We start from the raw sequence: 13,758 nt of genomic DNA, 5'->3' as shown, positions 1-13,758 counted from the left end.
GCTAGGCGTACCTGGGCAGTCCGCCTACTCGTCCCCGGGCAGCGGGACGTCGTCCACCCCGTCCAGGCCGGTGCCGGACAGCGGGCCGGGGGTCACTAGCGGCACACCGTAGACTTTGCGCAGCACCCCCACAGCCACGTAGTGCCAGCAAGTCAGCACTAGGAAGGCCAACAGCCCGCCGCCTCCGGCCAACGCGACGAGCCGGTAGGTAAAGGTGCCGCCGGCGGCGCAGATGATGATGTTCTGGAGGTCCTTGTCGAACTCGGTGTGCCTCCGGTGTCGCCAGAAGTAGGCCACCCGGAATACGCCGAGCAGGGCGCTGAGCGCCATTCCCGTGTACAGGAACTGGACGGCGTAGGCGGGGAAGAAGCGTTCCATGGCCAGCAGCAGCCCCAGCGGCACGAATGCCGCCACGGCGCCCACCGCGAGGGAGCGGCCGGTCAGGCGTTCTAGCCACGCGGGCGGCTTGAGCAGGCTGTATTGGTGCGCGGGAGTCTCCACTGGAACCTCGCTTCAGGTCTTGGGCCGGGTGTCGGGCCGGTCCGCTCTGAGTTGCTGCGCTATTGCAGCATTCCGTGGCGGCGCGCCCGGCCCCGGTCGTTGGGCCTTTCCTGCCGAGAATACGGGCAGCAGAGGGCGGACGTCCCCGGCCGCCCACGCCTTGTCTCGACAACGCCAACATACGGGTTTCTCTCCGCCGCGTGCGCCCTCCCGCAGGAGCGCGCGTCCGTCGCCTTCTCCTCCTCACTGACGATGCGCCCCGTTTGCTGACGCGATATCCTGAACCCGGTCCCGCGCGCGGAAACGGCAGGCCAGCCGATCCCGGCTCGTCCCTTCGCCTGCCGTCCGGGACACCTGCCCTGACTCGCTGGGGTGCTTGCCTTGACCGATCGGGGTGTTTGCTCTGACTGGCCGGGGCGCCCGCCCCGGCCCGCCAGGGCCCCGGCTGCGGCCCCACCGGCCGCAGCCACGCAATTGGCGGCGCCGCGCTCTACCCAGTAGCCACGGCGCCGCCCCCAGCTCTGGGAAGGCCCCCGGTGTTAATGAAACTCCTGGCGCGCTACTCGCGCCCATACAGTTGGCAGATTGTGCTTGTCGTGGCGCTGCAGGCCGTGGCCGTGGCGGCCATGCTGTACGTGCCCACGTTGAACGCTGACATCATTGATAAGGGCGTGGCCACGGGAGATACCGACTTCATCTGGCGCACCGGCGGCTACATGCTGCTGGTCAGCCTGGGGCAGATCGTCGCCTCCATCCTGGCCACCCTGCTGGGCGCCTACGTGGCGATGGCAGTGGGCCGCGACCTGCGCGCGGACATGTACGGCAAGATCAGTTCCTTCTCCTCGCGCGAGATCGCCAAGTTCGGCCCCGGCTCGCTCATCACCCGCTCCACGAATGACGTGTTGCAGGTCCAGACCCTGCTGATGATGGGCTCGACGATGCTGCTGATCGCCCCGCTCATGGCAATTGGCGGTGTGGTGTTGGCGCTGCGGCAGGACGCCAAGCTCTCCTGGTTGCTGGCTATCTCCGTGCCGCTGCTGCTGGGCATCATGGGCCTGATCGTGGCGCGCATGGTCCCGGCCTTCCGCACGTTCCAGGACAAGCAGGACGCGATCAACCGGGTGATGCGAGAGCAGCTCACCGGCATCCGCGTGATCCGCGCCTTCGCCCGCGAGAAGGTGGAGCAGGACCGCTTCGATACCGCCAACCGCGAGCTGACGTACTACGGCGAGCTGATCGGCCGCCTGTTCGTGGTGATGTTCCCGCTGGTCATGCTGATCCTCAACGTCACGATCGTGGGCGTGATCTGGTTTGGCGGTATTGAGATTGACCGGGGCACTACCCAGATCGGCACCCTGTTTGCCTTCATGAGCTACGTCATGCAGATCCTGATGGGCGTGGTGATGGCCTCCTTCCTGGGCGTGCTTGCCCCGCGCGCCGCCGTCTCTTCCCAGCGCATCGGGGAGGTGCTGGAGACCAACTCCACGCTGGTTGCCCCCGCCGCCCCCGCCAGAGAGCACCCGCGCCCGGGCGAGGTGGAGTTTGACGACGTCACCTTCGGCTACCCCGGTGCGGAGGCGCCCGTGCTGCACGGCCTGTCCTTCACGGCCGCCCCCGGCTCCACGCTGGCAATCGTTGGTGCCACGGGCTCGGGCAAGACCACCCTGGTCTCCCTGATTCCCCGCCTGGTGGACGTCACCTCCGGTGCGGTGCGCGTGGGCGGCGTGGACGTGCGGGACACCGCCGCTGCGGACCTGGTGGGGCGCGTCTCGCTGATTCCGCAGCGCCCCTACCTGTTTGCGGGCACCATCGCCTCCAACCTGCGCCTGGGCCGCCCTCAGGCCACCGACGAGGAGCTGTGGCACGCCCTGGAGATAGCCCAGGCCCGCGACTTCGTGGCAGCCAAGGAGGGCGGCCTGGAGGCCAAGATCGCCCAGGGCGGCACCAACGTCTCCGGTGGCCAGCGCCAGCGTCTGTCCATCGCCCGCGCGATCGTGCACCAGCCGGACGTGTTCGTCTTCGACGATTCCTTTAGCGCCCTGGACCTGAACACAGATGCGCGCCTGCGCGCCGCCCTGTGGGAGGCGCTGCCCCACACCACGAAGATCGTGGTGGCGCAGCGCGTCTCCACCATCACGCAGGCGGACAAGATCGTCGTCCTTGACGAGGGCCGCGTGGTGGGGGAGGGCACCCACGACGAACTGCTAGCAACCAGCGAGGTCTATCGAGAGATCGTTGCCTCCCAGCTCGGTGCGGAGGTGGAGCGATGAAAAAGCACGCAACCAAGCAAACAGTGGACCACGCGACCGGCCACGCCAACGCGCGAGCAGCCGGCCACGCCAACGCCCACGAGGACGAGGCGGACCTGATCGAGAAGGGCCGCCAGGCCTCCAGTGCGATGGGCCCGGAGCAGGCCCCCGGCAAGGCGGCCAACTTTGGCCCCTCCTTCCGGCGCATGCTGGGCATTTTGGCCCCGCACAAGGGTAAGGTGATCGCTTCGGTCGTCCTGTCTGTGGTCTCTACGGCCCTGATCGTGTGGGCCCCCAAGGTGCTGGGACGCGCCACCAACTTGATCTTCGAGGGCTTCATCTCCCGTCACCTGCCCGCAGGTCTTTCCCAAGAGCAGCTGGTGGAGGGTATGCGCGCCCAGGGGCAGGAGCGGATGGCGGACATGGTTGCCGTCATGGAGCTCACCCCCGGCATGGGCATCGACTTCGTGGCCTTGGCGTGGGTGCTGATTGGGGTGCTGGCGATCTACACGGTGGCTGAGGTGATGGCGTGGTGGCAGGCAGACCTGCTCAACCGGGCGATCATGGCCTCGATCTACCAGCTGCGCGAGCAGGTGGAGGCCAAGGTGCACCGTCTGCCGCTGACTTACTTCGACAAGATGCCGCGAGGCGAGGTGCTCTCCCGGCTCACGAACGACATCGACAACCTGACCGTGACCATGCAGCAGCAACTCAGCGGCGCCATCACCCAGATTCTTATCGTGGTGGGCGTGCTGGGAATGATGTTCGTGCTGTCTTGGAAGCTGGCCCTGGTGGCGCTGATCGCCTTGCCGCTGTTGGGTGTGATCTTCTGGATCATCGGCCCGCGCTCGCAGGCCGCGTTCAAGCAGCAGTGGCTCAAGACCGGCCGCTTGAACACGCGCGTGGAGGAGTCCTTCTCCGGGCATGAGCTGGTGCACATCTTTGGGCGTGGGCAGGCCATGCGCGCCGAGTTCGCTGAAGAGAACGATGAGCTGTTCAGGGCCGCTTTCAAGGCCCAGTTCCTCAGCGGCATGATGATGCCGGCGATGCAGTTCATCTCCTCCGTCTCCTATGTGGCCATCGCCGTGCTGGGCGCGCTCATGGTGAGCAACGGCTCCCTGCGCCTGGGAGACGTGCAGGCCTTCATCCAGTACTCCCAGATGTACCGCCAGCCCCTGGCGCAGCTGGGCGGCATGGCCGTGTCCGTGCAGTCCGGCGTGGCCAGCGCGGAGCGGATTTTCGAGTTCCTGGATGCGCAGGAGGAGGCGCCGGACGCCCCTGACGCTCCCGCCCCCACCGACGGCGATGGCACCATCGAGTTCCGGGCCGTGGACTTCAGCTACTCCCCGGACACCGAGCTGATCCGCGACCTCTCCTTCACGGTCAAGCCGGGCCAGACGGTGGCGATCGTTGGTCCCACCGGCGCGGGCAAGACCACGCTCATCAACCTGGTGCAGCGTTTCTACGAGCTGGACGGCGGGCAGATCCTGCTTAACGGCCAAAACATCGCCGCCCTGCGGCGATCTGACGTGCGCGGCCGCACCGGCATGGTGCTGCAGGATCCGTGGCTGTTCCAGGGCACGATCATGGAGAACATCCGCTACGGCCGTCACGACGCCACTGACGCGGAGGTGATTGAGGCAGCGAAGGCCGCCTACGTGGACCGCTTTGTGCACACCTTGCCCGAGGGCTACGACACGCTGCTGGAGGAAGACGCCGCCAACGTCAGCGCCGGTGAGCGCCAGCTCATCACCATCGCGCGTGCGTTCGCGGCCCGCCCCGATCTGCTGATCCTGGACGAGGCCACCTCTTCCGTGGACACCCGCACCGAGCTGCTGGTGCAAAAGGCGATGGCGGCCTTGCGGCAGGGGCGCACCTCCTTCGTGATCGCCCACCGCCTGTCCACGATCCGTGACGCCGACCTGATTCTGGTGATGGAGCACGGCCGCATCGTGGAGCAGGGCACGCACAAGCAGCTACTGGAGGCCGGTGGGGCCTACGCGCGTCTGCACGCCGCCCAGTTTGAGGGGGCATTGGTGGACGACGTTCCGCCAACCGCCTCCTGATTCCAGGCCGCTCGGCGCAAGACGACCAGGCTCACCGGGCTTCGAACGGACTACTGCCGATCCCAAATCTCGCTACGTAAAAGGCCGGTTTGGTCGATGTGAACCAGTCCATCATCGAGCAACCTCATCCGTTCATAAAGAGCGCGCATTTCGTTCTTGCTCGATATTATTTTGCGTCGTGCGGCCTTTTCAAGCACTTGAATTGTACCAGTCAAGCCCAAAGAGCCCACTGCTGGATTATTGGCCTTGAGTTGGCAGATAATATTCGCTGCTCTCATGGCCAGTCGTTGTCCTTGTTGATCGTCAATCATCAAGGTGACATCCATTCCCTGTTTCGCGCGAATGAATCCGTGGGAAATAACCATCAATTCGCCAAGGTCCTTGCGCCGACCCAATCGCTCCTGAAGTGTTGTGCTTTGAAGTGCGAACACGGCGTTAGTCATTTCGGGCGTGGCGTCGTCACAGAGGATCTGCAATAAACTTTCGGGCAATCGATCTAGTGTCCGTTTAGCTGGCGCGAATCTTGTCTGCCTAGCTTTGTTCACGATCTCGTCACGCACGGTTTCCGGCATCGCAAGTGCGCCAACCGTCTTCAAGAGCAAGCGTTCCTGGTTGCACGCAAAAAAGTTCAGACTTGGACCAGCGTCAATGAGGATGCGATCTTCGCGGTTGGTCACGACTTAGTCCAGTTCGCTCAGATCGATGTCCACATCAGGTAGTTCAGAGAATTTGATTCGTTCCTCTCCAAAGGTGCCGTTAGGGTCTATCTCGGAGAGGTCTGCCAGCGCTGTCTCTAGATCAACTCCGCGCAAGGTGGCAATAATCTGCGCAGAAACAAGTCCTTTGGAATAGGCGTCGATTGCTCGTTTTAACAGGTTTTGTGGCACACGGGTTTGGTCGGATTCTGCTTGCAGTGCCTTGTACTGGTCTGCCCAGCCGAATCTGTTAGCCAACTTCTCGGTTGTCAATGCCCACCAGCTCTCCACTGTCTCCTGGTTGATGAAACCGTTTTTTTGCAGGGCGATGCACGCCATCTGTGGAGAGACGAGGAAGTGCTGGACCACTTCAGAAAGGTGTTGCAGAGTGAGTTCTTCTCCTTTCCTAAGCAAGGCATGTAATCCGCCTGCAGGGATGAGAAGATGGCGTGCAAACGAGTCTGCCCGCCGTTCTTTGCTGCTGCGCTCACCGAGTATCTCTATGCTGTCACCAAATAGTGCATGGCCCAGCTCGTGGGCCAAGGTGCTGCGCTGGCGCATGTAGTGCGGTGTCTTGGCTACGGCGATAAGGGTTCTGTCGCGGAGTGGGTCGCGCATCTTTAGCCCGTGTGAGCCATCGGCTGTGGCGATCACCGCAACACCGATCCCAGTGGTCTTTTCGATGAGTACGGCCAGGTTCGTGAGAGGCTGCACGCCCAGGCCGTGCTCAGTGCGGAAGTGTTCAGCCTTCGTTTTGGCTTCGCTTTCGATGTCGCTCATCATTCAGTTGCGCCTAGTAAGTCGAGTAGGGCATCAATCTCCAGCATGTGAAGCAGCCGTTGCTTCATTTCGTGTGGATAGGTGCCTTCGTTGGCGCGCGCTGCGCATTCAACTCGCGCGCTGATCCCGTTGCCAGTGAGTTGGGAGGTGCTGCAGCCAATGGCGTCAGCGATTAAGATCAGCTCTGGCATTTTGGGCACGCGTTCTCCGCTCAGGATGCGACTCAAGGTGGGCTGCGAGATCCCAGTTTTTCTCGCCAGGGCGCGCTGAGAAATGTTAGCGGCAGTGCGAGCGCTTTCAATGACATGCACGAAGCCTTCCATGGCATTCCTCCCCTGAATCACGTGTGCGGACATGATTCAGTCTAGCCTGGTCAGGCTCGGAAGTCCGCGGAATGTGAGGAGGATTTCGGTGCGCATAGGGCCAGTTCGGAGGGCGTTTTGCGGCTCGAACCCCTAGAGCCGTGGACAGCGGGCGGCGAGCGGGCGGTGGACACTCGGCAGGGTCGGGAGGAGACAATGGAGCCGTGAACCGCGTTGACGCCTCCCAGCTGACCACCCCCACCGCCCCCTCGACCGCCTACGCCCAGATCGTGGCCGATGGGATCGCGGCCCGCGCTGGCGAACTCGCTTTGAGTCTGCCGGCCGAGCGTGGAGCGCCCGCACACCTGCACGACTCCTTGCTGGCCGCCGCCCGCGCGCTCGGCCCCCAGCTGGTGGACCTGTCCCACTTCCTGCACGCCAATCCCGAGCTGGGCTACGCCGAGCACCAGGCGGCCGCGGCCGTGGCCGACCTGGCCGCAACCGCCGCTACCGCTCCGGTGGAAGTTGGTGTGGGCGGCCTGCCCACCGCCCTGCGCGCCCGCCTGGACTTCAAACCGGGCCCAGCGTTAGGCACACCGGGCGCGGCAGCAGGCACACCGGGCGTAGCACCAGGCGCGCCAGCCCCTCAGCCGCACCCTGATCCAAACCCCGAGCCGCACCCCGAGCCGCTGGCCGCGCCGCACGCCCCCACCATCGCCATCGCCTGCGAGTACGACGCCCTGCCGGAGATCGGCCACGCCTGCGGTCACAACGTCATGGCCGCCACCGCAGTTGGGGCCTTCCTAGCTCTGGCCGCCCTGCGCAGGCAGCACGGTGAGGGGGCGGTGCCGGGCAACGTCGTACTTTTGGGCACCCCGGCGGAGGAAGGCGGCACCGGCAAGGAGGTGCTGATTCGCGCCGGCGTGTTCGACTCCCTGGACGCCGCTGTCATGACACATGCCTACGGCTACGACCTAGCCGACCAGCTTTGGCTGGGCTGCCGTCGCCTGACCATCACCTATACGGGCGTCTCCGCTCACGCCTCCTCCCAGCCGCACATGGCCCGCAACGCCCTAGATGCCGCCGCCCTGGCCTACCAGGGGATCGGTATGCTGCGCCAGCACATGGCCCCCGGGGACCGCCTGCATGCCGTGATCGTTGAGGGCGGGCGGCGCGCCAGCATCATTCCCGAGCGGGCTCAGCTCAAGCTCTACGTGCGCTCGGCGGCGGCCTCCACGCTGAAGGACCTGTGTAGTCGTGTGGACGACGTTGCCGCCGGCGCCGCCCTCATGACCGGCTGCGGCGTGGAGGTGGAGTGGGATCCCTACCTGCCGGTTATGCCCGTGCGCACCAACGCAGCCATGACCCAATCCTGGGTGCGCGCCCAGGAGATGACGGGCCGCCACCCGCTGCCGCGCGGGGTGGTGCCGGAGACGCTGGCCGCCTCCACCGATTTCGGCAACGTCTCCCACCTGGTTCCAGCCATTCACCCGCTCATTAAGGTGGCCGGGGAGGAGGTGGCGCTCCACACGCGGGCCATGGCGCAGGCCGCTGGCTCGCAAAGCGGAGACGCCGCCTGCGTGGACGGTGCCTACGGCCTGGCGGCGGTAGTCCTGGACCTGCTGCACGATTCGGCCTTGCTTGCGCAGGCTCGCGCGGAGTTCGAGGCCGCCGGCGGGGTGCTGACCACCTCGCAGCTGTTCGCCTGACCCAGCCCGCACGTTCGAGGAGAGCCAGCGACTGGTGGCCGGCGAGCTGGGAGAAACGGCAGGACACTCCAGCAACCGGGAGAGGCAAAAGTAGAGTGAGGGACGTGAAGACACAAGGGCAGCTGCGGGGTGCGGCCAGTCTGGACGCGGCCAGTCGGGGCCTTACCAGTTTGACCGGGGCCATCGCGGCCCAGCGCGACCTGCTGCTGATCCGGCGCCTTGAGCGCTGTCCGGCCTCCCCCCGTCGCGCCCAGACCCGCGAGCAACTGCTCCGCGCTGGCCACACCCTGGCCCGCACGCGGGGGCTGGGTGCAGCCAGCGTGGGAGAGATAGCGCGGGCAGCCGGCTTCACCCGTGGCGCCTTCTACTCCAACTTCTCTGACATGGCTGACTTCCTAGTGTCCATCGCGCAGGAGCATCACCTTGACCTGCTGGACCAGTTGGAGCAGGGGCTGTCCTGGTCCCTCGAGCCGCCAGCAGGCGGCGCCGGATGCGCACGGGCCCCCTTCGCCGCGACAGCGGAGGCGATCTTGCGCCTGGTGCCAAGTAGCCCAGAAAGCTATTTCCTGCGCGCGGAGTTGGCGCTCCACGCCGCGCGCGTCCCGGCTAGTAGCGCAGCCATCGCGGAGCTGGCGGCTGACTACGCCCAACTGCTGGGGGAGGCGATCGGGCTGGTCGAACGGGAGAACGGGCTGACCCCGCTGGTTTCACCCCTCGAACAGGCCAACGTGATCCTCGCCTTAGTGGATCACCTGAGCGGCCAGCTGCTGGCCGGCCCGCAGGAGGGCGGCGCCGAGGTGGACGGGGCGGGAGGAGCGTCGTGCCTGGCCACGCAAGTCTTGCAAAGAGGCGTTCCCCTCCTGTCCGCGCTACTGGCGGGGATGGCGAAAAGCACCTAGCAAAAAGCCGCCCAGCACGTGAAATCCTTAAAGCTCACGTATAGGCTCAGGCTTGCGCAATGGACGGTGCGCACCGGTAGTGTCGAACGTTCGGGCCCCAAGCGGCACAAGCGCTAACCCGCCCCGGTCAACACGTAAGGCGAGAGCCGAAAGGAAGAGGCAAGTGGGAGAGAAGATCAAGCTGGTCGAGGCTGTTCACGCCATCAACTGGAACCGGCTCCAGGACGAAAAGGACCTAGAGGTCTGGGACCGCCTGACGGGCAACTTCTGGCTGCCTGAAAAGGTGCCGCTCTCCAACGACATCCAGTCCTGGCACACCCTGACCCCGCAGGAACAGGAGATGACCACCCGCGTGTTCACCGGCCTGACGCTGCTGGACACCGTGCAGGGAACCGTCGGCGCGATCTCCCTGATCCCTGACGCCCGCACCCCCCACGAAGAAGCGGTCCTCACCAACATTGCCTTCATGGAGTCCGTGCACGCCCGCTCCTACTCGTCCATCTTCTCCACCCTCATCTCCACCAAGGAGATCGACGACGCCTTCCGCTGGAGCGAAGAGAACCCCAACCTGCAGCGCAAGGCGGAGATCATCCTGAGCTACTACCGCGGCGACGACCCGGAGAAGCGCAAGGTGGCCTCCACCATGCTGGAGTCCTTCCTGTTCTACTCCGGCTTCTATGCCCCCATGTACTGGTCCGCCCACGCCAAGCTCACCAACACCGCAGACCTGATCCGCCTGATCATCCGCGACGAGGCCGTACACGGCTACTACATCGGCTACAAGTACCAGCTGGCCGTCCGCGAGGCCTCCGCCCAGCGTCAGCAGGAGCTGAAGGACTACACCTTCGAGCTGCTCATGGAGCTCTACGAGAACGAGGAGCAGTACACGGAGGACCTCTACGACCCGCTGGGCCTGACCGAGGACGTGAAGAAGTTCCTGCGCTACAACGCCAACAAGGCGCTGATGAACCTGGGCTACGAGGCCCTGTTCCCGAAGGACAGTGTGGACGTCAACCCCGCCATCCTGGCCGCGCTTTCCCCGAACGCCGACGAGAACCACGACTTCTTCAGCGGCTCCGGCTCCTCCTACGTGATCGGCAAGGCGGAGGCCACTCAGGACGAAGACTGGGAGTTCTAACTACATGACTTCAACGCGCCGCAGTGTCCTTGGCGCTGCAAAACTCGCCGTGCTCTCCGGCGCGGCCCTTTCCCTACTCATTCCCCTCGCCGCCCCCGTGGCGGTTGCCGACGCCTCCGCCCCCGCGCCCGCCCCCTCGCAGTCCGTGGTGGCCGACGCTGCCGCCGGGCAGGGCACTAAGGACGCCGGGACGCAGGCCGGCCAGCCCGAGCCGGGCGCTACCGGCGGTGCTGGCGATTCGGGTGCCCCGGGTGACCAGGCCGGTCAGCCGGGGCCGGGCGCCGACAGCCAGGAGAACCAGGCGGCCACCCCGGCCGCCGACGGCCAGGAGAACCAGGCCGCCACGCCGGGCGGCGTGGGCACGCAGGAGGCGGGCGGAGCGTCGGACACCACGGCCGATCCCAGCGCCACGCCGGCGGCCTCCGCCAGGCCGCTGCCCAGTGCCGCCAACAACCCCTACCCGGCCAGCGGCCAGGAGGGCAACGACGGTCTGCGGGCGGTGCGACCAGGGCCGATGCAGCCCTTCTCCACCTTCGGCTACAAGCCCAAGTTCAGCTTCGACAAGAACCTGCTCATCACCGACTCGCTCTTCTTCCGGGGCGGAGACATGAGCATCGCGGAGATCCGGGCGTTCCTCAACGAAAAGGGCAAGAACTGCAAGTCCTCCCCGTGGGGCACCTGCCTGAAGGACTACCGGATCACCACGGTGGATGAGAAGGCCTCCCGCGCCTGCCCCGTGGCCTACAAGGGCGTCAAGGACCAGGACATCGCCTCCATCATCTACTACACCTCGCTGGCCTGTAACGTCTCCGCGCGCGCCCTGATGACCACGCTGGAGAAGGAACAGGGCATGATCACCGCCAGCAAGCCCCCGGAGGGCTGGCGTTACGAGTCCGCCATGGGATTCGGCTGCCCCGACGGCCAGCCCTGCTTCGAGTGGGCCAAGGGCCTGGCCAACCAGCTCTACCTGGCCGCCCAGCAGTTCCAGCGCTACCGGCTCAACCCGGGCGGCTTCAACTACGCCAAGGGCAAGACCAGCAGCATCGACTACCAGGCACTCGATAAGTCCTGCGGCTCCACCACGGTCACCCCGCGCAGCGCCGCGACCGCCGGCCTGTACAACTACACCCCCTACGTGCCCAACGCCGCAGCGCTGCGCGTGGGCGCCTGGCAGACGGGCGACCGCTGCTCCACCTACGGCAACCGCAACTTCGTCTACATCTACGACGAGTGGTTCGGTGACCCGCGCCAGGAGGTCGGCGCGAACGCCGCCCCGCCCGGGTTCGACGTCCCCTCCCGCCGGGCCGGGGGCAGCGACCGCTTCTCCACTGCCATCGCGGTCTCCCAGGACGCCTACCCCCAGTCCGGGGTCGCCAAGGTGGCCTACGTGGCGCGCGGCGACCTGGTGGCCGACGCCCTGGTGGCCGGCTCCATGACCGACGGGCCGCTGCTGCTGGTCCCCGCCAAGGCCACCGCCCCCAGCGTGGCCCTGGTCAACGAGATCAAGCGCCTGGGCGTGCAAAAGGTGGTGCTGGTGGGCGGCGAGAGCTCCATGAGCGTGTTCTTCGAGGGCGCCATGCACGGCGCCACCCGCAAGCCCGTGGGGCGCGCCGCCGGTGACAGCCGCGTGGGTACCTCGATCGCCCTGTCCAAGCTGCGCTACCCGGGCCGCGCCCAGACCGTCTACCTGGCCGACGGCGTCGGCCCCAGTGGCGAGGGCTCCCCGGACGCCGTGGCCGGTGCCGTGCTGACCGACGGGCCCATCCTGCTGGTCACCGGCGCCGGGGCGGACCTGGAGCGCGTGAAGGAGGAGGTGGCGCGCCTGGCCCCCTCCAAGGTGGTGGCCCTGGGCGGCGAGAGCGCCGTGCCCACCTCCCTGCTGGCCGACGTCGCCGGTGGGCGGACCACCGCCCGCCTGGCGGGCGACTCCCGGTTCACCACCGCCACCGCGATCGCCGAGCACGCGCTCACCCAGCTGAACCTGCCCAAGGACAGCGCCTACCTGGTCAACAGCGGCTCCCTGGTGGACGCGGTGGTGGCCGGCTCCTACTCGCGCGGGCCGATCCTGCTGACCTACCCGCAGGCGCTGGCCGTGCCCACCCGCGCCTTCCTGACCCGGCACAAGCCCAAGAGCGTCACCGCCGTCGGTGGGGTCAACGCCGTCAGTCAAGACACGCTTAACTGGGCCGCCTACTACGCGAAGTAGAGCTGGCGGGGTTTTCGGATACGGTGGTGCCCGGCGCTTAAAGCGCCGGGCACTGCCCGTTTTCGTGCCAGATCGGTCCAACCCTGGGAGGCAGCCATGAACCAGTCCCCGCGAGTCTTGATGGTGTGCACCGGCAACATCTGCCGCTCCGCCATGGCGGAGGTGGTGGTGGGTCTGCGCGCCCAGCAGGCCGGGGTGGAAGCCCAGGTCACCAGCGCCGGGGTCTCCGATGAGGAGCACGGGCGGCCCATGGACCGCCGCGCCGTGCGGGTCCTCGCGGAAAACGGCCTGCCCTCCGGGCCCAGGGCCACAGCCCACCGGGTTGCCGACGCGGAGCTGGCCGCCCAAGACCTGGTGCTTGCCATGACCGCGCAACACTACCGGGTGCTGCGCTCCCGTGCTGCCGCAGCCGGTATCGAATTGCTGGGCGCACAAGAAGCCGCTGCCGCACGCGCTCGGGGCGAGCGCGTGCGCGAGCTGCGCATGTTCCGCGAATTCGAGCCCGGCGCGCCGCAGGGGGTCGATGCCCTAGAAAAGGCGCGCGAGCGCGGTGAGCTGGACGTGCCCGACCCTTGGTACGGCTCCCACAGCGACTTTGTGGAAACCCTAGCCACCATCGAGGCCGCCGTTCCTGCCCTGCTGGGGCACCTGCGCCGGCTCTAGGGTCCGCTTCTCAGCGGGCGGGCCGCTCCTCCCAGACGATCTGGAAGCGCTTGTCCGGGCGTGGGTTGCAGCGCGCGCAAGAGACCGGGCGGGGGGAGGGGCGCCGATGGCGGTGCACCTCGTGCCCGTTGGGGCACCTGCCCACCCACTGGCCCGGCACCGAGGGAAGGTGAGCGGGCAGCCTGGTGGCACCGCTTGCCCCGATCTGTTGGGCCTTGGCGCGCCACACCGAGTCGTGCCCGTGCCGGTCCCCAACCAGGGCGTGGGCGATCTCGTGCAATATGGTCTCGCGGACGGCGTCGTGCCCAAATAGCTCCATCAGGGCGCGGGAGAGGGAAATAGTGCGGCGCGTGGAGGAGCAGGCGCCGGCGCGCTTGCGGGCGCGGTCGAACTTGAAGGTCCAGTTGGTCAGCCCGTGCTGGTCCATGAGCGTGCGCGCCATGCGCTCCACCGCCGCCAGATCCATTCGCCCTCCCGAGTGTCGGCGCCCATTGTGGCAGGTGGTGGCCCGGGCGACGGCGCACCCCGGACGGCCCTGTACAAATAGTGA

At 66.7% G+C, this 13,758-nt stretch carries 12 protein-coding genes; 7 read left to right on the top strand and 5 right to left on the bottom strand.

The genetic code is table 11. From position 1 onward, the window contains the following. Positions 1 to 24: 24 nt before the first annotated feature. Entirely contained in the window at positions 25 to 501 is a 477-nt protein-coding gene (locus ABYF38_RS04595) for a hypothetical protein (RefSeq protein ID WP_371152964.1), read from the bottom strand. A gap of 536 nt (positions 502 to 1,037) precedes the next feature. On the opposite strand from ABYF38_RS04595, the gene ABYF38_RS04590 reads away from it, so the two are divergent. Together ABYF38_RS04590 and ABYF38_RS04585 are read left to right on the top strand one after the other, a co-directional pair. Next, on the top strand, positions 1,038 to 2,771 hold the full coding sequence (locus tag ABYF38_RS04590) for an ABC transporter ATP-binding protein (RefSeq protein WP_371152963.1): 1,734 nt from the start codon (positions 1,038 to 1,040) through the stop codon (positions 2,769 to 2,771). Further along, positions 2,768 to 4,816: an ABC transporter ATP-binding protein gene (locus tag ABYF38_RS04585; RefSeq protein WP_371152962.1), complete on the top strand. Its 2,049-nt coding sequence runs from the start codon at positions 2,768 to 2,770 to the stop codon at positions 4,814 to 4,816. Before ABYF38_RS04590 ends, ABYF38_RS04585 begins: the two co-directional genes overlap by 4 nt. 50 nt (positions 4,817 to 4,866) lie before the next feature. Here ABYF38_RS04585 and ABYF38_RS04580 read toward each other — a convergent pair whose 3' ends face one another. From ABYF38_RS04580 to ABYF38_RS04570, 3 genes are read right to left on the bottom strand one after another with little or no spacing between them, the layout of a single operon-like run. Continuing rightward, positions 4,867 to 5,493 (bottom strand): hypothetical protein, encoded by a 627-nt coding sequence (locus ABYF38_RS04580; protein WP_371152961.1) that lies wholly within the window; start codon positions 5,491 to 5,493, stop codon positions 4,867 to 4,869. A 3-nt stretch (positions 5,494 to 5,496) separates the two neighbouring features. After that, positions 5,497 to 6,294, bottom strand: a complete 798-nt coding sequence (locus tag ABYF38_RS04575) for an ImmA/IrrE family metallo-endopeptidase (RefSeq protein ID WP_371152960.1) — start codon at positions 6,292 to 6,294, stop codon at positions 5,497 to 5,499. Further along, positions 6,291 to 6,614: a helix-turn-helix domain-containing protein gene (locus ABYF38_RS04570; RefSeq protein WP_371152959.1), complete on the bottom strand. Its 324-nt coding sequence runs from the start codon at positions 6,612 to 6,614 to the stop codon at positions 6,291 to 6,293. Before ABYF38_RS04570 ends, ABYF38_RS04575 begins: the two co-directional genes overlap by 4 nt. Before the next feature lie 203 nt (positions 6,615 to 6,817). Between ABYF38_RS04570 and ABYF38_RS04565 the strand changes: the two genes are divergently transcribed. The 5 genes from ABYF38_RS04565 (at position 6,818) to ABYF38_RS04545 (ending at position 13,208) form a co-directional block, all read left to right on the top strand. Then, entirely contained in the window at positions 6,818 to 8,302 is a 1,485-nt protein-coding gene (locus ABYF38_RS04565) for an amidohydrolase (protein ID WP_371152958.1), read from the top strand. A 104-nt stretch (positions 8,303 to 8,406) separates the two neighbouring features. Further along, positions 8,407 to 9,201, top strand: a complete 795-nt coding sequence (locus ABYF38_RS04560; RefSeq protein WP_371152957.1) for a TetR/AcrR family transcriptional regulator — start codon at positions 8,407 to 8,409, stop codon at positions 9,199 to 9,201. Between the two features lie 163 nt (positions 9,202 to 9,364). Next, a complete protein-coding gene (gene nrdF / locus ABYF38_RS04555; RefSeq protein WP_371152956.1) occupies positions 9,365 to 10,339 on the top strand; it encodes a class 1b ribonucleoside-diphosphate reductase subunit beta in 975 nt (324 codons plus the stop codon). A gap of 4 nt (positions 10,340 to 10,343) precedes the next feature. Beyond that, positions 10,344 to 12,545, top strand: a complete 2,202-nt coding sequence (locus ABYF38_RS04550) for a cell wall-binding repeat-containing protein (RefSeq protein WP_371152955.1) — start codon at positions 10,344 to 10,346, stop codon at positions 12,543 to 12,545. A 96-nt stretch (positions 12,546 to 12,641) separates the two neighbouring features. Continuing rightward, entirely contained in the window at positions 12,642 to 13,208 is a 567-nt protein-coding gene (locus ABYF38_RS04545) for a low molecular weight protein-tyrosine-phosphatase (protein ID WP_371152954.1), read from the top strand. A gap of 10 nt (positions 13,209 to 13,218) precedes the next feature. On the opposite strand, the gene ABYF38_RS04540 is transcribed toward ABYF38_RS04545, so the two are convergent. Beyond that, positions 13,219 to 13,674 (bottom strand): SprT-like domain-containing protein, encoded by a 456-nt coding sequence (locus ABYF38_RS04540; RefSeq protein ID WP_371152953.1) that lies wholly within the window; start codon positions 13,672 to 13,674, stop codon positions 13,219 to 13,221. Positions 13,675 to 13,758 lie beyond the last annotated feature (84 nt).

It is taken from the genome of Buchananella sp. 14KM1171, assembly GCF_041380365.1.
In the GTDB taxonomy this organism is placed as follows: Bacteria; Actinomycetota; Actinomycetes; order Actinomycetales; family Actinomycetaceae; genus Buchananella; species Buchananella felis.
This window is presented reverse-complemented; position numbering and strand designations above follow the sequence as displayed.